Source organism: Proteiniborus sp., assembly GCF_040308045.1.
GTDB lineage: Bacteria > Bacillota > Clostridia > Tissierellales > Proteiniboraceae > Proteiniborus.
This window is the reverse complement of record NZ_JAWRHZ010000011.1, coordinates 35,369-54,643: the sequence shown is the minus strand read 5'-3', so window position 1 is coordinate 54,643 and position 19,275 is coordinate 35,369. Positions and strand designations below refer to the sequence as shown.

Below are 19,275 nucleotides of genomic sequence, written 5' to 3'. Positions count from 1 at the left end.
ACGAAAGAGGCTAAAACAGCCTCTTATTTTATCCTAATATACTTACTTTACATTGACATTAACCTTACTTAAAGGATATTGACTAGGGCTCCAATTTCTTTCAGTCAATACTTCAACTATTTCGCCATTATAAAAGTATACCTTAGGTACCCTATAAGTAATCATAGATGGGATTTCCTGAGGAACACTGCCTATATGACTAGCTAGGTCTTCTAAAGTAATTTGATCATCTCCATCTTTACCAATTAAAACTACAGGAGTGTCAATGGAATACTTTTTAGGAAGTCTTATCATAAACTGATCCATGCAAATCTTGCCAATAATAGGCATCTTCTGTCCATCTACAAGGACATGAAAGCCTTGAAACCATCTAAACCAACCATCTGCATATCCTATAGGTACTGTTCCTATCCATTCATCTGAATTCGTCTCATAGGTTGTATCATAACCTATAAAATTACCTCTCTTAACTTGTTTGACGTGTAATAATTTAGAATGTAAAGAAAGAGCAGATTGTAATCTTACTGGTGAAGTTCTCCTTATTTCCTCCGATGGGTATATCCCAAACATAGCAACCCCTATTCGTACCATATCAAGATGACTATTCATATATTTTAAGGTTGCAGCACTATTTGCACAGTGAAAAATAGAAACATCTAATCCTTTAGATTTTATCCAGTCTACCATATCTAGAAAAGTACTAAATTGTTTATCAAAATAGGAGGAATCATCTCTATTAGCAGTAGCAAAATGTGTATACACTCCTTCCACTACTATATCCTCTTTGCTTAGGGTAGGTAGCATTGCTTCTAATTCTTCTTTTCTATTTATACCGATTCTGCCCAGTCCAGTATCTATTTTCAAGTGAAGCTTCAAAGGCTTCTTCCCAACCTTATATAATCTCATTTCCTTTAACCAAGAAAGCTGGAAAACAGTAACAGACAAGTTATATTCAACAGCAATATTTACATTACTAGGCAGTATAGGAGTAAGCACGAGTATAGGTGCTTTTATTCCATTCTTTCTTAAATACAGGGCTTCACTTAATATAGAAACAGCTAGTGCATCAGCACCTGATTTGAGTGCTATTCTAGCAATCTGTAAATCACCATGACCATAAGCATCTGCCTTTACTGCTGCCATGAACTTAACAGATGAGGGAAGATATTTTCTAATCTGTCTAATATTATTTTCTATTCTATCTAAATGGATTTCTACCCATGTGTTTCTATGAAGTATTGAAGTATCCATTATACAACCTCCTTATTTTCCATAATATTTTCTCTTTGTAATTCTTCGACTATTTCTTCTAGTTTTAGCATACGTGAACCCTTGACTAATACAATGGATTCATATTTCATCAACTTCTTAAGCTTTTGAATTAGTTGAGTTTTATTATTATAGGAGAATACCCTGTTTTTTCTAAATCTTGGTCTTGCAGTTCTAGCTATATGAGCCCCAAGAGGACCAATAGTAAGCAAATAATCAATTTGTTCAGGGTCAATCTTTTCGCCAATTTCCCTATGCATGTTAATTTCGTCAATGCCTAGGCCTATCATATCTCCAAGAACAGCAATTTTTTGTTTATAGTTTTTTATGTTGTAAAGAGTATCTAATGCAGCCAAAAGGCTTGCAGGGTTAGATTTATAAGAGTCATTTATAATTGTGTATATTTCTGTATGAATAACTTCATTTCTCATGCCTGTAAGTTCAATATTTAATAAGCCATCCTGTATTTGCTCAAAGGATATCCCATAGTATCTTGCCACAGTAATAGCAGCAGTTGCATTAAACATTTGGTGTTTTCCAATCATAGGTAAATAAAAGGATGGACAATGAAACTTATCTAAACTAAAGGTAATACTTCTTTCATCAGAAGATTCCAACCAAGGGATATATGTGTTAGTGGAGTTTTCTCCGAAGCTTATAGTCTTGTAGTTAATGTCCATATCCTTAATCCTTTCGTTTAGCAATGGATTATCCCCATAATAAACAAATAAGCCATTAGGCTTTAAGCCTTTTACTATTTCAAGCTTTGCTTGAACAATATTTTCTTTTGTAACTAATTCATCTAAGTGAGCCTCTCCTATACTTGTAATGATGGCTACATCAGGAGAAACTATATTAGTTAATAGCTCAATTTCCCCTAAATTAGAAGTCCCCATTTCAATAACAGCCATTTCAGTATCTTCTTCTAACCCTAAAATAGTAAGGGGCACTCCTAGATGGTTATTTAAGTTACCAAAGGTTTTCTGAGTTTTATACTTAGTTTTTAAAAGACTTGCTAAAATGTCTTTTGTGGATGTTTTACCATTACTTCCTGTGATTCCTATTACTTTTGCTTTCAACTGCGTTCTATATGATTTGGCTAGTTTTTGAATAGCACATAGGGTATCATCTACTAATATAAGAGGAATATCTATACTAGGTAATGGCTCTTTCTTATTCCATAGAGCTGCCACTATTCCTTTATTTACAGCTTCATTTATGAACTTATGTCCATTAAATCGCTCACCCACTATGGGTATAAATAACTGACCAGTTTCTATTTGCCTAGTGTCTATAGATACACCTTGTATAGCTATATCTTCGTTTTTTTTCATTAATCCGTACCCTTCTACCATTTCTTGAATTTCTCTTAAGTTGCGACAAATCATTTTTCCCACCTCATGTGTAGTAATGAATTTTTTTGTTTATGCATACAAAACCCTAGCTTTATTAATTTCTCTATTAGCTCTGAATAAGTAGTGCCATCTGTTTTCTCCCATAGAGCAGGGAACATGCTATATGCAGTGAAGCCAGGTAAAGTATTGACCTCATTTACATAGAATTTATTTTCATCTGTGACAAAGTAATCGACTCTTACAAGGCCACAGCAATTCAACAGCTTAAAAGTCTGAATAGCAACTTCTCTCATAGTTTCACTTATTTCTGTAGATAGTCTAGCTGGTATTACAGGAACTAGCTCACCATCTACATACTTAGCAGCATAGTCCATGAACTGTCTTTCTTGAATGTACTCACCAACTACAGAAGCCTTGGGACAATCATTTCCTATTACTGCAATTTGCATTTCTCTACCGATTAACTCTTCTTCAATTATTATTTTACTGTCATACAGGAATGCTTCCTTAATTGCCTCCTTAAGCTTCCCCCTATTTTCGCAGCGATTTATTCCAACACTTGAACCTAACTTTGCAGGCTTGACAAAGCATGGATAACCAATAGTGTCTTCAATTTGATTATATGTCTGATCTTCACTTGTTTTCCAGGAATAAAGCCTAATAGAAGTGTACTTTGCTTGAGGAATTTTCCCTAGTGAAAATAAATCCTTCATCACGACTTTGTCTATTCCTACTGCTGATGACAACACTCCATTACCTACATAAGGGATATTAAGCATTTCAAATAGTCCTTGAATTGTTCCGTCTTCTCCATTTGTTCCATGTAAGACAGGAAAAACAATATTTTTTTCGTTCTTCCTAAAATGTTTAGACAAAAATTCTCCTAAAGAAAAGGAAGCAGTATTTGAGCTTTTAGTTTTTAATTGCTTTATTTCTTTTACTTGATTTTGCAATTTTCCTATATCACACCATGTGCCGTCTTTTGTAATGTAAACGGGATACACATTATATTTATTTTTATCCAAGGCGTTAATTACTGAAAATGCACTTAACAGAGATACATCATGTTCAACTGATTTTCCACCGTAAACCACATAAATATTTGTGTTCATTTCTTTCCTCCTATTGTCCACTAAGTTCTATCATTATTGTACAAAGAAGATATTACAAAACACTGTTCATATTTCTTACAAATTCCTTAATTAAAAATTTTAGGTTTGATGATTTTTTATATAAAAACAGGATGGAATTGGGAAAAGCGAAGTTAAATATGGGGTAGGAATGGTGCTTTTTGAGGACCTTGAGCAATTTAAGGATATAATTGAAAAAAACAAGCTTCTTGAAACAGAATTATATTTATATAAAAACCAGTTAAAGGAAATGCATGGAGCTAAGTATTCTTGGAATAATATAATTGGAAACAGTGAAAAAATGAGTCATGCTAAGTTTATAGGCAAGAGGGCATCTAGTTCAAACTCTAATGTTTTGATGATTGTGTCAAGTTACTGTAGGAAAAATAATTTTAGAATCCACCATATTTTTATAGAAGTATCTAATTTACACCGTCTATGAAAAAAAGCTATTTTTATCGAAGTTTGTGTTCACTAATGGATTTACTAAATCATAATATGTATTGAGAAATCAATATATATTTGGTGGTGAATACTATTATGGAGAATAATTGTCTTAAGATAGGAATGAAGGCCCCAGACTTCACTGCTAAAACTACCTTTGGACCAATTAAGCTTTCAAGTCTTAAAGGTAAATGGGTAGTTCTTTTTTCGCATCCAGGAGATTTTACCCCCGTGTGAACTACAGAATTCATTGCTTTGGCAAAGCATAATAATCAATTTGTAAAGAGAAATGCACAATTATTGGGACTTAGCATAGACAGCAATCCTTCCCATTTAGCTTGGGTTTACAATATATATCAAAACACAGGAATTCAAATACCTTTCCCAATAATTTCTGACAGAGATGGAAGTATTGCTAGACTCTACGGTATGATTGCTCCAGAGGCAAGCACTACGCAAACCGTCAGAAATGTATTTTTCATAGACGACAGACAAATTATTAGAGCAATACTTGTTTATCCTCTTACAAATGGTCGAAACATACCAGAAATGATTCGTATTATAGATGCCCTTCAAATCTCAGATAGAGAGAAGGTAGCAACCCCTGCTGATTGGATGCCAGGCTGTCCAGTTGTGGTCCCAGCTCCCCAGACCTATGAAGAATTACTAAGAAGGAAAGCAGGAGAAGAGGGCTTGCGTTGTATGGACTGGTATTTGTGCTATAAAGAAATAACGTAAGATTAAAACATCCTCAACACATACTTTTTCATATAATAAATAGGCCTAAAAGAATCTTCATAATTATCTGAAATAAATACTGCAACCATATTCATACTTGGGATTACAAGAATAAACTGTCCACCATTACCCATGGCAAAATATGTAGTATTAGAAGTACCTTTAACTGTTAAATCCTTAACCCACCATTGATATCCATAATACCCTAGCGCCTTTGAGACTAGAACTTTAGGTTCAAGAGATTCATTAATCCAGTTTTCTGGAATTAGTGAATCTTTTTCTAATTTCCCTTTACTTAAATAAAGGCTTCCTATTTTAGCCATATCATAGGCAGACATTTCTATGCCAAAACCGCCATTGTTATTACCTTGAGGATCAGACATCCAAGTAAGACTTTTTATTTCTAATGGTTCGAAAATATGTTTTTGTGCATATGAATGAGCACTCATGCCTGTAGTTTTGCTAATTATAGCAGACAATAAATGAGAGCCACCAGAGCTATAATTAAATATTTCACCAGGATTATGCTCCATAGGTCTATCTAAGATAAACTTCAACCAATTATCGCTATTGACTAAGTGTGTAATAAATTCCCAATTGCCAAATTCAGGCCAAGATATACCGCTAGTCATAGTAAGCAGATGGTGTATTGTAATGCCTCTTTTTCTATTGTCCACACCACTTATCTTTATCTCAGGAAAAAAGTCAGAGATGGGTTGATGAACGTCCTGTATCTGCTTGTTTTCTATAGCTATACCAATGAGAGCTGATATTATGCTCTTAGTACAGGAGTTTACCTTAAACCTTTTATTCTTATATTCATCTTTTTTGTTATAATCAATGACTATTTTTCCATCCTTAACCACAACAAAATTTAATATATTTTCATCTTTAATATTATTCATCATGTCATTAAATATAGCTTGTTCCACATAAACACCTTCTTTGTATTATTATTGCTATTTCCCATATTATACTATTTAAAAGTATTGTTTTAAAGCTAAAGATATATCCAAAAGTATAAGTAACATAAAAGTTAAATTGTTGACAAACGTAAATCCTTCCATTATACTATTAATTAGCGTTATATTTTTAAAAGAACAACGAGATTATAGTTTAGAGGAGAGATACATATGAAAATTACAAAAAAATTAGCTTTGCTATGTTTTGTATTGCTACTTACAATTTCCATTGTAGCATGTAACAATACAAATGAAACGGTGAACGATGGCAATTCTGAACAGCAAACTGCTGGAGAAGTATCAAAAGACATAACTCTTCTTGTTTACAGTGGTGCAGGTCTAAAAAAACCAATGACAGAAATTGCACAAGTATTTGAAGAGGAAACTGGAATAAAGATAGAATACGTATTTGCTGGCTCTACACAATTACTAGGACAAATTGAGCTTACTAACAAGGGAGATGCTTTTATAGTAGGTTCAAAAAAAGCTTACGAAGTGGCAAAGGAAAAGGGTTTTGCTGAAGAGGGTAAAGAAGTAGCATACCATAATCCTATAATAGGTGTTCAAAAAGGAAACCCATTAGGGATAAAAGGGCTTGAAGATTTAGCAAAACCAGGAGTAAAAGTAGTTTTATGTGATGAAGAAGCTAATGCAATAGGAGAAACTAGCCAAAAGCTGATTGAGAAAACAGGCTTAACAGGAATAAACGACAATGTGGTTTCTAAAACAGCAACAGTAAATGAGCTTATAGTACACTTATCATCAAAAGATGCTGATGCTGCAATAGTTACAGAAGATGCTGCTTTTGGAAATGAAGATATTGAATTAATTCCAATACCTGAAGATGTTAATATAATTCAAATAATACCTGTAGGCATACTTAAAGCTACAAAACATTTTGATGAAACAGAGAAATTTGTTGAATTTGTTAGTTCAGAAAAAGGAAAAGAAATATTCGGAAAATATGGTTTTCCACCTGTAAAGTAAATATAAGGATTGGTTGTAAATGCGAAATAAAATTTTCCTCTACTTTTCAATAGTATCTTTAGCTTTGGTTTTAATATTTACATTTATTCCCCTCACTCTATTAATAGGGAGAGGGTTTACTAGTATAATAAAATGCTTCCAGTCGCAGGAAATAATATTCTCTATTAAATTAAGCTTGATTACATCAAGCATATCAACATTAATATGTTTGTTTTTTTCATTACCTGCGTCTTATTCTTTAGCAAGACTTAAATTAAGAACAAAAAATTTCATTTCGATTTTAATTTTTTTGCCAGCATCCTTACCACACTTAGTATCTGGTATAGCATTGTTACTTTTTTTAGGGAATTCAGGTATAGGAGGCTTTTTATCTAAAATTGGTATAGATTTTGTTTTTACAAAGAAGGGTATAATTGCTGCCCAAGTATTTGTAAATTTTCCTCTTATGGTAAAGATGCTTAAAACTGCTATAGAAGGATCAAACTATAAAATGGAGTTTATTGCAAGAACTTTAGGTTGCAATAAGTGGCAGTCATTTATTCATATAACTATTCCATCAATAAAAAGCAGTCTCTTTTCTTCTCTAATAATTACGTGGTCCAGGGCATTAGGAGAGTTTGGAGCTGTAATTATGCTTGCAGGAACTACAAGAATGAAAACAGAAGTACTACCTACAGCAATATTCCTTAATATGTCTACTGGAGATTTAGATATAGCAACTGGAACTGCAACAATTCTTATAATAATATCCTTGATATCACAATTATTATTTGAATTTATAGAAAGAAGAAACTCAGCATGATGAAAAAGGATGGTTTATATGCTAGAAATAAAAAATGTAAATCTTAAACTAGGACAATTTTCTTTAAGGGACATAAATATTGAAATAAAATCAGGAGAATATTTCGTGATTTTAGGACCTAGTGGCTCTGGCAAAACAGTATTGCTAGAAACTATTGCAGGGCTTTATTGTCCTAGGGAGGGAAGCATACGCTACAATAATCATGATATGATTTCTCTTCCGCCTGAAAAGAGAAATATTGGATTTGTTTATCAAAACTACGAGCTATTTCCTTACATGACCGTTGAGGACAATATAACTTTTGGTTTAAGAATAAGAAAAGAAAGTAAAGATATTATACGGAACAAGTTAAAATATTTAATGTCAGTGCTTAATATAAGTTATCTATTGAATAGATATCCAAGCAGCTTAAGTGGGGGGGAAAAGCAAAGAGTTGCCCTGGCAAGAGCTCTTATAATATCTCCTGAAATACTGCTATTAGATGAGCCAATGAGCGCATTAGATATGATGACGAAATTAATGCTTCAAGAAGAAATTAAGAATATACATAAAGAGTTTAAGGCAACAATAATACATGTAACTCATGATATAGAAGAAGCCATGTTTTTAGCAGATAGAATTGGCATAATGGATAATGGGACATTAAATTTGGTGTCTGAAACTAATCATATTTTCAACAAAACACATTCTTGTTTTTTGTCAGACTTTTTAACAATACAGAAAAAAAGGTGGGGTAATAATGGATTTTTACAAAGATTTGTGGAACAAGCTTAAAAATATTATTGAAGAAAACAATCTAGACAAAGAAAGTATTAATATTTCAACAGCTATATTAACACCAGAAGAAGCTATTGGAATAACTTCGAGGAAAGACTTTCCTCTTTTAAATGGAAAAGAAGTTTTAGTAGAAGCAAGTTTTAAAGGTGCAATAGGTCAAGCTTTTACAGATGCGCCTACAGTTTATAATGGTAGTATTGAAGATATAATGAGCCTAGATTTATCAGATAATCACAATAAAGTATTATTCATAGCATCTTTAAACGCTATTTTAAGGCATCTAAATCTTATATCCAATACTATACATTGCAAAAACGAGGAACCAGAAAAATGTGGAAAAGATTTAGCAAAGCATGTTATGCAAGAATATGGAAATGTCAAGATTGGAGTAATAGGATTTCAACCTGCAATAATTGATAATCTACGGAAAGACTTTAAACTAAGAGTTTTAGATTTAGATAAAAACAATGTAGGAAAAGTAAAGTATGATATACTAATAGAAGACGGAAAGAAAGATATGGAGAAAGTTGTTGATTGGGCGAATATATTAATGGTGACAGGTAGCACAATAACCAATGGCACTATATTAAATTTCTTAAATATTGGAAAGCCAGTATTATTCTATGGCACAACCATTGCAGGGGCAGCATATCTTAGTGGATTAACTCAAGTTTGCTTTCATTCCAAATAACAATAATACTAGAGAGGAACAATTATTATTATAAATAGACAATAAGCATCTATAACTAAGAAAATACTTTGTATCTTCTTAGTTTTTTTATTAATCAATTATAACTTTTTCAAACAAATCATATTGAATATACAAAATATGTATGATATACTAATAATCTACTCGCCATTGGGACCTTATCTACCCCAATGAAAATCGCATTTCACATACTTTTACTCACAACTTAATAACGGGGGTGATTGACATATTTAGAGGATCAGAGATTGCAAAGAAATCCTTTGAAAGAGACCGTGTCTATTTGCTTAACCACATAGTTAACAATATCGGAAGTATTATATTTGGTTATATCAATGTTAGAATTTGGCTTGCCGTGTTAGGAAACTCAACAGAAGGCATGGAAGCAGTAACCTATCTTATGGTCAATCAGGCTGGACTTTGGCTTGTAATGTTTCTCCCTTATGGCTGCTACATACCTCAGAAGGTAAGAGATGGCTCAATTGCATTCGAAATGCTTAGACCATATGGACTACTATATGGTAGCTTCTTTGAAATACTAGGACATATTGCTTACAACTTCTTATTTCGCACATTACCAATTTTTCTTTTTGGCGTCCTAATCATGGGAGTTTCACTTCCCAGTATTCATCAGATTTTACCATACTTAATTACGCTGTTAAATGGAATACTTATATCATTTTTAATAAACTATTTTATTGGCCTTTGGAGCATTAAGTTTTTATCTATTAATGGTGTTCAAATGCTTTATTATTTTTCAGGTACATTGTTTAGTGGTGCCTTTATTAGTTTGAAATACTATCCTGAATTTTTCGAAAGAATAGCTATGAGCTTACCCTTTGCATATACTTCATATGTACCTACAGCAGTTTATCAAGGACAATTTAGTTTAATAAAAGCATGTTTAAATCAATGGATGTGGATAATATGTTTATTTGTTATTGCCTATTCATTAACTGCACGATTGACAAAAAAGATGGCTGTTCAAGGAGGTTAGGATGAGACTTTTTTTAACTCTATTTAAGGCTTCTTTTAGAAGCGAAGCACAGTATAGGTTCGATTTTTTTGTTAATTTACTTGGCAATATAGCTATCGTAGGAGATTTTTTAATTACTGTATTTATATTGATCCGGTTTAAAAATATTAACGGATGGCTGCTTCATGAGATTGCTTTAATGTATGCAATTACAGAGTTCGGCTTCGGAGTTTATAGATTTTTTGGTGATGGGTTCAATAATTTTGAGTTATTAGTACTTTCAGGAAAATTTGATACACTACTTATCAGACCTGCATCAGCACTTGTACAAGTTATGCTACAGAAAACTGATTTAAAAAGGCTTGGTTTGGTAGCTCAAGCATTGGTTGTTGGGATATGGGGGTTGCAAAGATGTTCGTTTGTAGACAATAGCTTTTATTTTTATTTACCATTCCTATTGCTAGCTTCTGTAATAATTAATACACAAATAGGTATAATACTTGCCGCCGTGGCTTTTTGGACAGGAAAAAATGAAGATATTGTAATTTTAGGACACTACTCAACAAGAACAGCAGCTCAGTATCCTGCATCAATTTATAATAAGCTATTCAGTAACATCTTGACATTCATCATACCTTTCTTTTCTGTAAGCTACTATCCTTTGGTATATTACACTGGAAGATCCGAAGATATACTCTACTTATTTGCACCCTTACTTGCAGTAGCTGCAATGACACCTATAACTTATTTTATTTGGAGCTCAGGGATTAAAAGATATTCAAGTACAGGAACCTAGAGAGCCGTATACAATAGAAATATACACTCACGGTTTCGGTCATGAATAATTCTAAAGCTCACTTCGGTAAAAAAACCTACAGCTTGCAAACTCGCTTCGTTCAAACAGTGCAAGCTGCTTAACGGATTTTTTGCCTACATTCACTAAGAATTATAGTTATGCCATGCAAATGTTCGTTAAATATTTCTATTGTATACTAGTGCATTAGATGATAATGATGGAGGGACGTTCATGGAATTTATTACTGTAGAAGGATTAAAGAAGGAATACACTATATATGAGAAGAAAAGCTTTTTTAGAAGAGATAAAAGAAAGGTAGAAGCTCTTAAAGGAATTGATCTTACAGTTAAAAAAGGTGAATTTCTTGGCTATGTAGGACCAAATGGAGCTGGTAAATCAACGACTATTAAAATACTTACTGGAATCATGACTCCAAGTGATGGTATGGTTAAAGTAGGGGAATATGTACCCTATAAAGATAGAAAAAAATATGTAAAAAATATAGGTGTAGTTTTCGGACAAAAAACACAGATGTGGTGGGACTTACCTGTCATTGACACTTATGAACTTCTTAAGGGAATATATAAGGTAGATGAAAAAAAGTACAAAAGGCAGTTAGAATATTTGATAGATAGGCTGTTTCTTCAAGATATTTTAAAACAGCCTGTAAGACAGCTTAGTTTAGGTCAAAGAATGAGAGCCGAGCTAGGGGCATGTATGATTCATGATCCTGAGATACTTTTTCTTGATGAACCTACTATTGGTTTAGATGTAGTGTCTAAGTATAAAGTTGTGGATTTTCTCCAGGAAATCAATAAGCAAGGAAAGACAATATTTCTAACAACACATGATATGAAAGATATAGAAAAGCTTTGTAATGAAATGTTAGTTCTTAATCATGGGGATATTGTATATAAAGGTAAAGTAGAAGAACTGAAAACAGTAGGAGAATTGCCAATCAGAGTTGTTGCACAGGTGAAGCGTAATGGATATGATTCATTACTTAATGAAATAATATCTAAATACTCAGGAGAATATAATGCAGAAAAATCTCAACTTGTTTTAAACCTTAAAAATAAAAAAGAAATCTCAGAAACAGCAAAAACTCTTTTTAATAACTTTGACATAGATGATTTTAAGGTTCAAGAGCCTAGTATTGAAGAAGTGATAAAATTCATATACACAAGCTAATACTGAATGTTTTAATTATTCCTATATCTAATCAGGGTAGGGATATATATTGTATAAATGTTAGTAGTAATATATAATTATAGCAAGAATAAAGTTTGAGCGGATGAAGGAGGTCGAATTTATGACTAACGAAGAATTCCAAAGGCTAGTATTAGAAAAACTAGAAAACTTAGAGGCAGGCCAAGGAAGGTTAGAGGAGAGACAAGGAAGGCTAGAGGAGAGACAAGGAAGGTTAGAGGAAAGACAGGGAAGGCTAGAGGAAAGACAGGGAAGGTTAGAGGTAGGCCAAGGAAGACTAGAGAAAGAAATAAAGGAAATCAGACAAGAGCAGAAATTTATGTGGGAAGATATTAAAAAAATTGATAGCAGACTTGATAAACAGGAAGAAAGAATCAAATTAATCGCTAGATAGAGAACTCTAAAAAGGGTTCTTTTTGTTTTTAGTATTTACTTTTACATCTAAAAGTATTGTCAACCAATATAATAAATATGGTTGACAATAAATATATTCCCTTATAAAATTAAGATATAAATTATAAAGACAAACTAAGGAGGAGTTATATAATGAGAAGCAAAACAAGAGATATGATTTTAATTGCACTATTTGCTGCACTTACAGCTATAGGAGGTTTTTTAAAGATTCCAACACCAGTAGTACCTTTTACCCTTCAAGTATTATTTTGTGCATACGCAGGAATATTTTTAGGCTCAAGAAAAGGACTGTTATCACAGCTTTTATATGTGCTTATAGGATTGGTAGGCATACCTATATTTACTGAGGGCGGTGGATTTTCATATGTATTTAAACCAACCTTTGGATATATTTTAGGGTTTATTCTATGTGCATATATAATAGGAAAAATAACAGAGACAGCTAAAGAAATTAAGTTTACAAGAATTTTTGTTGCTTCTCTTTCTGGATTAGCTTCTGTCTATGCAATAGGAGTACCTTATTTATATTTTATGATAAATAGAGTAGCAGAGGCACCTATTACCTTTTCAGCAGCCATCAAAATGGGGCTAGTCCCATTTATAGTTCAGGATTTAATAAAATGTGTTATTGTTACAGTAACAGCAGTCAAAACATTACCGATATTGGAACGTTTAGGATATGTTGCAAAAAAAGCATAAATAATATTGACTTTTTATTATAGTTTATGTTATCTTTATTATAAGTATAGAATATTCTAACAAATCAACATACTTATTAAAGGTGTGTTACTGATGACAATCAGGCATAAACCTGTGTATGGGAATTAAATATTGCCATATATAGCTTTATGCCTTTTGTTTTGGTGTTCTATCATATTCTAAAGGGGGTGAGCCCTTGTCAGTTGGGAAAGACTATATAGTTTCAAAGGTTTTGAATAATAATGTAATATTAGCCATTGACTATAAGACTAGACAGGAGCTTATCTTGATAGGTAAAGGAATTGGTTTTGGAAAAAAAGAAGGGAAAATGACCAACTTACAAAATAAAGACATAGAAAAATCTTTTATTGTCTATGATGAAAAAACAAAAAAAGAATATTTCCAGCTGATAAGCCAAATGGATGGTAATGTTATGGGGGTAAGCGAAGAGATTATTGCCATAGCAGAAAAACATTTAGGACAGCTTAATTCACATATACACATTGCATTAACTGATCATATTGGTTTTGCCATTGATCGTATAAAAATTGGACTAGAAATGAACAATCCTTTTCTTTTTGAGATTAGGGCATTGTACCCTGAAGAATTTCAAATTGGGTTATTAGCAGCAGAAATCATTAGGGACAGGCTAGATGCAAAAATCTCCGAATCAGAAGTTGGATTCATAGCACTTCATTTTCATTCTGCAAGACAAAACAAAAAAGTCACTGAAACTGTGAAGGACACAAGATTTCTAAAAGAAATAATTGACTTAATTCAAAATGAGTTATCTGTATCTATTGACAATAGAGATTTAATGTATACTAGATTAATAAATCACTTAAGAGTTACTATAAATAGGCTAGAAGAAAAGAAATACATCGAAAATCCTCTTCTAAGCAATATAAAACAACAATTCAAGGAGTCATATAGGATATCACAGAAGATAGGTGAATATATAAGGGAGAAAAAACATATTAATGTAACAGAAGAAGAATTAGGATACTTATCACTTCATATCGAGAGAATTAAGGAAACTTCAAAGATAATATCAAAGCGTGTTACTGAGTCATATCAGGCATGAGCTTTTTCCATACAGATTTTATATGTATGTAATCAGCTTGTGCCTTTTATCATTTTAAGGGAAAGGAGGGTAGAGTAATTAGCAATTATAAAATAATAAATAAGGGGGATTTGTAATGAGAGGTTTTTTTGGAAAACTTCAAAAGCTTGGTAAAGCACTAATGCTTCCAGTTGCAGTAATGCCTGTAGCTGCACTATTATTAAGATTAGGAGCGGGAGACGTTCTTAATATTCCTTTTGTAATGGCAACAGGTGATGCAATTTTTGCAAATCTTGCAATTTTATTTGCAATAGGAGTAGCTGTTGGCTTATCAAAAGATAATGCTGGTTCAGCAGGTCTTGCAGGAGCTGTTGGTTATTTTGTTATAACATCAGGGGCTAAGGCTATAAATCCAGATATTAATATGGGGGTATTAGCTGGAATTATTGCTGGTGTTGTAGCTGGCAATCTATATAATAAGTATTATAATATTAAGCTTCCTGATTGGCTTGGCTTCTTTGGTGGAAAACGTTTTGTTCCTATTGTTACATCATTTGCATGTATTATTCTAGCTCTTATTTTTGGCTTTATTTGGCCACCAATACAAGGCGTTATTGATGCAGCAGGAAATTGGATGATAGGCGCTGGTGCAGCAGGAGTTTTTGTATTTGGTTTCTTAAATAGATTATTAATACCTTTAGGATTGCACCATGTTATAAATAGCATAGTATGGTTTATATTTGGGGAGTACAATGGTGCTACAGGAGATTTACACAGATTCTTTGCTGGTGACCCAACTGCTGGTGGATTTATGACAGGTTTCTATCCAGTTATGATGTTTGGTCTTGTTGCAGCAGCACTTGCTATGTACACAACTGCTAAGCCAAAAAACAGAAAATCTGTTGGGGGTTTATTGTTTGGAGTAGGATTTACTGCATTTTTAACAGGTATAACTGAACCAATTGAATTTATGTTTATGTTTTTAGCACCTGTATTATATGTAGTTCACGCACTATTGACAGGAGCTGCAATGGCTGTTTGTCATGTTATTGGAATTAAACATGGATTTGGTTTCTCTGCTGGGGCAATAGACTATTTTCTTAACATGGGGCTAGCAACTAAAGGATGGTGGCTAATTCCTATTGGAGTTATCTTCGGAGTTATATATTATGTTCTATTCGTAGTCGTAATTAAGAAACTTGACCTTCCAACTCCAGGAAGAATCGATGAAGAAGGAGAAGGATTAGATGAACTAATAGATGAGAAAGGTCTTCATGGAGTAGCTAAATTATATGTTGAAGCTTTAGGTGGAGCTGAGAATATAGTCGAACTGGATTCATGTATAACTAGATTAAGATTATCAGTTAACGATGGAGACAAGGTCAATGAAGTAGAGCTAAAGAAAATTGGAGCATCTGGTGTATTGAGACCAACTAAGAATAATATGCAAGTAATAGTTGGAACAAAAGCAGATATAATAGCAGAAGAAATCAAAGATTATCTTAAAAAAGTATCTAGAAACGCTTAGTTACCAAGAGTTTAAAAATAAATATGGTGGCTATATAATATTATATAGCCACCATACTCCTTTAAATCGTTTCTATATTAATATAATTAAATGTAATTTTACAGACGTTCAATTATATCAATACAGAAACTTTTAAAATATAGTTAAGGAGATGAAAAAGATGCTAAAAAGAATATTAGACTTAAATGCATCAGATATTGCAAATATGACTAAAGAAGAAAAGCTTCTAAGTATAAAAAGTGCAGAAGGAAGAACTGTAGTTTCAGAAATAATAACTATAGCTCCTCCAATTTTATGGGATGTTAGTAATGTAGAGCTTGCATCTGCTTTTGGAGCAGATATAATTTTATTGAATTTTTATGATGTAAATCATCCCAAGGTAGAAGGACTCCCTATTAATGAAGGTGAAGATGTTATTAATCAGGTAAAAAGGCTAACTGGTAGGCTTGTAGGAGTCAATTTAGAGCCTGTAGATATAGATACTGAAATAATTGACCAGAGAGAATATATTTCAGAAGGTAGGTTAGGCACTGCCAAAAATGTAAAAAAAGCTTTAAATCAAGGCGCAGATATGGTAGTATTTACTGGTAATCCCAAAACAGGTGTCACAAATGAACAGATTATAAATGCAATCAAAGAGACTAAAGCTTCTGTTGGAGATGAAATCATAATAGTAGCAGGTAAAATGCATGCTGCTGGAAGTGGAAATGAAATAGGAAACAAATTGATAACTAAAGATATAGTAAAGGATTTTTTTGAAGCAGGCTGTGACATAGTTCTTTTGCCTGCTCCTGGAACCGTACCAGGAATGACAGTAGACTTTATAAGAGAACTTGTTGAATACATACATTCCCTTGGGAAACTTGCAATGACATCCATAGGAACCTCTCAAGAGGGGTCTGACGAATCGACCATAAGAAACATAGCATTATATAGCAAAATGACCGGAACAGATATTCATCATATAGGGGATTCTGGAATGTCTATGGGAATTGCTACACCAGAAAATATTATGACTTATTCAATTACAATTAAAGGGAAAAGACATACCTACAGAAGAATGGCTAGGTCTGTAAATAGATAGGAGGAGAAATATGTTTAGTTTGTTTAAAAAGAAAAAGGAAATATCAATTGTGGCTCCTATGACTGGAGAAATCTTTGAAATAGATAAAGTACCTGATGAAGTGTTTGCAGGAAAAATGGTAGGAGATGGATTGGCTATAAAACCATCTGAGGGAATAGTAGTAGCACCATGTAGTGGAAAGGTTATACAAGTATTTCCTACAAATCATGCTATGGGAATCCTAACACCAGAAGGAGTAGAAATTTTAATTCACATAGGATTAGACACTGTAAACCTAAAGGGAAATGGCTTTAAAAGCTTTGTACAAGCCGGAGACGATGTGAACAAAGGAGATAAGCTACTAGAAGTTGATTTAGAATATGTTATAGAAAATGCAAAATCTATCATAAGTCCTGTAATAGTAACTAACATGGAGAAAGTTCTTAGCTTATCTATCGAAAAAGGAACTGTGCAAAAGGGAATTGACAATATAATGGATATTGAACTCAAATAATTATATTGACAATACAATGTATTTACTGTATCATGTAACAATAAAGAAAATCATACAAGATACTGATTCAGGGGAGTAACTAGCACTAAGTATGTGGAATTAAGTCAACATCGTGATAATTGATTTATCTGGCTTAGTTTGAAATAGTGAGACCTGTGTATAACTTAATATGTTATGCACAGGTCTTATATTATGTCATTATATAGCTACAGAAAGGGGTATAACTAATGGAAAAAATAATTGAGGAAATTGTAATTAACTTATCATTACCAGCAATATTTTTAATTATTGCAGTATCTCTCTATACGCTAAGCAAGGGGGCAGATATTTTAGTAAACAACGCAGTATTGTTATCAGAGCAATTAGGTATACCTAAAATGATAATAGGTGCTACAATAGTAAGTTTGGGCACTACATTACCAGAAACATCTGTGTCAGTTTTTGCAGCAATTAAAGGAAATGCAGATTTAGCATTAGGAAATGCTGTAGGTTCAATAATTTGTGATACGGCTCTAATATTAGGAATTGCTTCTTTAATTTCTCCCTTACCTATAAAAAAAGAGATTGTAAATAGACATGGCTGGATTCAGCTTGGAGCAGGAATTTTATTAGTATTAATTTCTATACCCTATAGTAATATAGGTGGCATATTAACAGAGGGAGGACATATTGACCAAGTTGCTGGCTTTGTATTATTGGTCTTATTAGCATTATATATTTATATTTCTATAAAATGGACAATAGCTCCAAAGGGCGAAGAGGCAGTTACATTATCTGAAGATACAGCAGTGATTAGTAAGGCACCAATATTTATTAAGCTTGCTGTTGGAATAGCAATAGTAATAGTTTCATCTAAAATACTTATTCCAGCAGTACAGGAAGCAGCTATTAGAATGAGTGTGCCAAATAGCGTAATAGCTGCAACACTTGTAGCTTTTGGAACATCTCTTCCAGAGCTTGTGACAGCTATAACTGCTGCTCTAAAAGGACATGGAGAACTGGCAGTAGGAAACATTATTGGAGCAGATATATTAAATGTATTATTTGTAATAGGGTCTTCTGTTGCCGTGACAAAAGGCGGGATATTAGTACCTCCGGTATTTTTTAAATTGTATTTCCCTGCAATGATATTTGTTCTATTGTTATTTAGAGTAGGAACTATGATTTCAAAAACTCATTTAAAAAGATCTTTTGGTTTGATTTTACTTGCATCATATATACTTGTGAGTGTATTTAGTTATATATAAAGATAAAGTATAGTTAATAGGACAGAGTATTTCTGTCCTATACTTTTTATCAAAAACTTTACCAAAAAACTATGTTTGTGGTAAAGTTTTCACGTGTATATACTATAATATAGATTATAGTAGTTAATTTTATTAAAAAAGAAAAGGGGGGCATAAAATGCCAATTAGACATTTATTTGAAAAATCAAAAAAAGAAAAAGAAAGAAAAGCAAAAAAAGAAGCTGCTAAGAAAGTTGCAGTAGGTACAGCAGTAGGTACTGCTTTGGGAGCTATTACTGGGTTGCTATTTGCACCAAAATCAGGAAAAGAAACTAGAGAAGATATTGCAAAAATGACCAAAGAAACTGCAGATACAGTGAAAGAAACGATAAAAGATTCAACGCAAGTACTAAAAGAAAAAAAAGATGAAATAGAGAAAAGCATAAAGGAAAAAATAGAAGAAGTAAAAAGTAAAAAAGAAAATATAGAATGTGAATGCTGTGAAGATGAATTTTATGATGAATTAGAAGAATTTGAAGAAGAAAATTGTGAAGAAAAAAAAGAGGAAAACAACTAACTTTTACCGAATAATCAGAATAAGGAATACAATAGAAAAC

Annotated in this window: 22 protein-coding genes; 17 read left to right on the top strand and 5 right to left on the bottom strand. The window is 32.6% G+C overall.

Features of this window, described 5'->3' with window-relative positions; translation table 11 throughout:
* Nucleotides 1–42 precede the first annotated feature (42 nt).
* Genes alr through ABV008_RS01730 form a run of 3 tightly spaced genes read right to left on the bottom strand, consistent with a single transcriptional unit; the run spans nt 43 to nt 3,736 of the window.
* Nucleotides 43–1,251 carry an alanine racemase gene (gene alr, locus ABV008_RS01740; RefSeq protein ID WP_352418086.1) on the bottom strand — a complete coding sequence of 403 codons (1,209 nt, stop codon included), beginning with the start codon at nt 1,249–1,251 and terminating at the stop codon, nt 43–45.
* Nucleotides 1,251–2,657, bottom strand: a complete 1,407-nt coding sequence (locus ABV008_RS01735; RefSeq protein ID WP_352418085.1) for a UDP-N-acetylmuramoyl-tripeptide--D-alanyl-D-alanine ligase — start codon at nt 2,655–2,657, stop codon at nt 1,251–1,253. Before ABV008_RS01735 ends, alr begins: the two co-directional genes overlap by 1 nt.
* Complete coding sequence (locus tag ABV008_RS01730; RefSeq protein ID WP_352418084.1) at nt 2,654–3,736, bottom strand: D-alanine--D-alanine ligase; 1,083 nt, start codon at nt 3,734–3,736, stop codon at nt 2,654–2,656. Before ABV008_RS01730 ends, ABV008_RS01735 begins: the two co-directional genes overlap by 4 nt.
* Nucleotides 3,737–3,908: 172 nt before the next feature.
* Here ABV008_RS01730 and ABV008_RS01725 point away from each other — a divergent pair, with 172 nt between their 5' ends.
* Nucleotides 3,909–4,196 (top strand): hypothetical protein, encoded by a 288-nt coding sequence (locus ABV008_RS01725; RefSeq protein ID WP_352418083.1) that lies wholly within the window; start codon nt 3,909–3,911, stop codon nt 4,194–4,196.
* A 98-nt stretch (nt 4,197–4,294) separates the two neighbouring features.
* The gene (locus tag ABV008_RS01720) at nt 4,295–4,936 is read left to right on the top strand and encodes a peroxiredoxin (protein ID WP_352418082.1); all 642 of its coding nucleotides are present in this window, start codon (nt 4,295–4,297) and stop codon (nt 4,934–4,936) included.
* Between the two features lie 2 nt (nt 4,937–4,938).
* Here ABV008_RS01720 and ABV008_RS01715 read toward each other — a convergent pair whose 3' ends face one another.
* The gene (locus ABV008_RS01715) at nt 4,939–5,868 is read right to left on the bottom strand and encodes a serine hydrolase domain-containing protein (RefSeq protein ID WP_352418081.1); all 930 of its coding nucleotides are present in this window, start codon (nt 5,866–5,868) and stop codon (nt 4,939–4,941) included.
* Nucleotides 5,869–6,069: 201 nt separating this feature from the next.
* Between ABV008_RS01715 and modA the strand changes: the two genes are divergently transcribed.
* The gene (modA, locus tag ABV008_RS01710) at nt 6,070–6,885 is read left to right on the top strand and encodes a molybdate ABC transporter substrate-binding protein (RefSeq protein WP_352418080.1); all 816 of its coding nucleotides are present in this window, start codon (nt 6,070–6,072) and stop codon (nt 6,883–6,885) included.
* Between the two features lie 39 nt (nt 6,886–6,924).
* Here modA and ABV008_RS01705 read toward each other — a convergent pair whose 3' ends face one another.
* On the bottom strand, nt 6,925–7,077 hold the full coding sequence (locus ABV008_RS01705) for a hypothetical protein (protein WP_352418099.1): 153 nt from the start codon (nt 7,075–7,077) through the stop codon (nt 6,925–6,927).
* Here ABV008_RS01705 and ABV008_RS01700 point away from each other — a divergent pair.
* The 14 genes from ABV008_RS01700 to ABV008_RS01635 all read left to right on the top strand — a co-directional run bounded on the left by ABV008_RS01700 (nt 7,010) and on the right by ABV008_RS01635 (nt 19,235).
* Nucleotides 7,010–7,687, top strand: coding sequence for an ABC transporter permease (locus ABV008_RS01700; protein ID WP_352418098.1), 678 nt, complete (start codon nt 7,010–7,012; stop codon nt 7,685–7,687). The two genes, ABV008_RS01705 and ABV008_RS01700, sit on opposite strands and share 68 nt — an antisense overlap.
* 18 nt (nt 7,688–7,705) lie before the next feature.
* Entirely contained in the window at nt 7,706–8,461 is a 756-nt protein-coding gene (locus ABV008_RS01695; RefSeq protein ID WP_352418079.1) for an ATP-binding cassette domain-containing protein, read from the top strand.
* Complete coding sequence (locus ABV008_RS01690; RefSeq protein WP_352418078.1) at nt 8,427–9,155, top strand: Rossmann-like domain-containing protein; 729 nt, start codon at nt 8,427–8,429, stop codon at nt 9,153–9,155. The genes ABV008_RS01695 and ABV008_RS01690 overlap by 35 nt, the downstream gene beginning before the upstream one ends.
* A 235-nt stretch (nt 9,156–9,390) precedes the next feature.
* A complete protein-coding gene (locus tag ABV008_RS01685; protein ID WP_352418077.1) occupies nt 9,391–10,167 on the top strand; it encodes an ABC transporter permease in 777 nt (258 codons plus the stop codon).
* 1 nt (nt 10,168) lies between these two features.
* Nucleotides 10,169–10,942, top strand: coding sequence for an ABC transporter permease (locus ABV008_RS01680; RefSeq protein WP_352418076.1), 774 nt, complete (start codon nt 10,169–10,171; stop codon nt 10,940–10,942).
* A gap of 231 nt (nt 10,943–11,173) precedes the next feature.
* Nucleotides 11,174–12,133, top strand: a complete 960-nt coding sequence (locus tag ABV008_RS01675) for an ABC transporter ATP-binding protein (protein ID WP_352418075.1) — start codon at nt 11,174–11,176, stop codon at nt 12,131–12,133.
* A gap of 121 nt (nt 12,134–12,254) precedes the next feature.
* Nucleotides 12,255–12,545: a coiled-coil domain-containing protein gene (locus tag ABV008_RS01670; RefSeq protein WP_352418074.1), complete on the top strand. Its 291-nt coding sequence runs from the start codon at nt 12,255–12,257 to the stop codon at nt 12,543–12,545.
* A 152-nt stretch (nt 12,546–12,697) separates the two neighbouring features.
* Nucleotides 12,698–13,264, top strand: a complete 567-nt coding sequence (locus ABV008_RS01665; RefSeq protein WP_352418073.1) for a biotin transporter BioY — start codon at nt 12,698–12,700, stop codon at nt 13,262–13,264.
* Nucleotides 13,265–13,460: 196 nt separating this feature from the next.
* Nucleotides 13,461–14,348 (top strand): PRD domain-containing protein, encoded by an 888-nt coding sequence (locus ABV008_RS01660; RefSeq protein WP_352418072.1) that lies wholly within the window; start codon nt 13,461–13,463, stop codon nt 14,346–14,348.
* A gap of 115 nt (nt 14,349–14,463) precedes the next feature.
* Nucleotides 14,464–15,855, top strand: coding sequence for an N-acetylglucosamine-specific PTS transporter subunit IIBC (gene nagE / locus ABV008_RS01655; protein ID WP_352418071.1), 1,392 nt, complete (start codon nt 14,464–14,466; stop codon nt 15,853–15,855).
* A 160-nt stretch (nt 15,856–16,015) separates the two neighbouring features.
* On the top strand, nt 16,016–16,939 hold the full coding sequence (locus ABV008_RS01650) for a DUF7916 family protein (protein ID WP_352418070.1): 924 nt from the start codon (nt 16,016–16,018) through the stop codon (nt 16,937–16,939).
* A 10-nt stretch (nt 16,940–16,949) separates the two neighbouring features.
* Nucleotides 16,950–17,432, top strand: coding sequence for a PTS sugar transporter subunit IIA (locus tag ABV008_RS01645; protein ID WP_352418069.1), 483 nt, complete (start codon nt 16,950–16,952; stop codon nt 17,430–17,432).
* A 227-nt stretch (nt 17,433–17,659) separates the two neighbouring features.
* Nucleotides 17,660–18,679, top strand: a complete 1,020-nt coding sequence (locus ABV008_RS01640; protein ID WP_352418068.1) for a calcium/sodium antiporter — start codon at nt 17,660–17,662, stop codon at nt 18,677–18,679.
* Between the two features lie 157 nt (nt 18,680–18,836).
* On the top strand, nt 18,837–19,235 hold the full coding sequence (locus ABV008_RS01635) for a YtxH domain-containing protein (protein ID WP_352418067.1): 399 nt from the start codon (nt 18,837–18,839) through the stop codon (nt 19,233–19,235).
* Nucleotides 19,236–19,275: the final 40 nt, after the last annotated feature.

What these genes read in the sequence shown, in the direction of transcription:
- alr (WP_352418086.1), bottom strand. Translation starts at nt 1,251, where the DNA reads ATGGATACTTCAATACTTCATAGAAACACATGGGTAGAAATCCATTTA.
- ABV008_RS01735 (WP_352418085.1), bottom strand. Translation starts at nt 2,657, where the DNA reads ATGATTTGTCGCAACTTAAGAGAAATTCAAGAAATGGTAGAAGGGTAC.
- ABV008_RS01730 (WP_352418084.1), bottom strand. Translation starts at nt 3,736, where the DNA reads ATGAACACAAATATTTATGTGGTTTACGGTGGAAAATCAGTTGAACAT.
- modA (WP_352418080.1), top strand. Translation starts at nt 6,070, where the DNA reads ATGAAAATTACAAAAAAATTAGCTTTGCTATGTTTTGTATTGCTACTT.
- ABV008_RS01705 (WP_352418099.1), bottom strand. Translation starts at nt 7,077, where the DNA reads ATGCTTGATGTAATCAAGCTTAATTTAATAGAGAATATTATTTCCTGC.
- ABV008_RS01695 (WP_352418079.1), top strand. Translation starts at nt 7,706, where the DNA reads ATGCTAGAAATAAAAAATGTAAATCTTAAACTAGGACAATTTTCTTTA.
- ABV008_RS01690 (WP_352418078.1), top strand. Translation starts at nt 8,427, where the DNA reads ATGGATTTTTACAAAGATTTGTGGAACAAGCTTAAAAATATTATTGAA.
- ABV008_RS01680 (WP_352418076.1), top strand. Translation starts at nt 10,169, where the DNA reads ATGAGACTTTTTTTAACTCTATTTAAGGCTTCTTTTAGAAGCGAAGCA.
- ABV008_RS01675 (WP_352418075.1), top strand. Translation starts at nt 11,174, where the DNA reads ATGGAATTTATTACTGTAGAAGGATTAAAGAAGGAATACACTATATAT.
- ABV008_RS01670 (WP_352418074.1), top strand. Translation starts at nt 12,255, where the DNA reads ATGACTAACGAAGAATTCCAAAGGCTAGTATTAGAAAAACTAGAAAAC.
- ABV008_RS01665 (WP_352418073.1), top strand. Translation starts at nt 12,698, where the DNA reads ATGAGAAGCAAAACAAGAGATATGATTTTAATTGCACTATTTGCTGCA.
- nagE (WP_352418071.1), top strand. Translation starts at nt 14,464, where the DNA reads ATGAGAGGTTTTTTTGGAAAACTTCAAAAGCTTGGTAAAGCACTAATG.
- ABV008_RS01650 (WP_352418070.1), top strand. Translation starts at nt 16,016, where the DNA reads ATGCTAAAAAGAATATTAGACTTAAATGCATCAGATATTGCAAATATG.
- ABV008_RS01645 (WP_352418069.1), top strand. Translation starts at nt 16,950, where the DNA reads ATGTTTAGTTTGTTTAAAAAGAAAAAGGAAATATCAATTGTGGCTCCT.
- ABV008_RS01640 (WP_352418068.1), top strand. Translation starts at nt 17,660, where the DNA reads ATGGAAAAAATAATTGAGGAAATTGTAATTAACTTATCATTACCAGCA.
- ABV008_RS01635 (WP_352418067.1), top strand. Translation starts at nt 18,837, where the DNA reads ATGCCAATTAGACATTTATTTGAAAAATCAAAAAAAGAAAAAGAAAGA.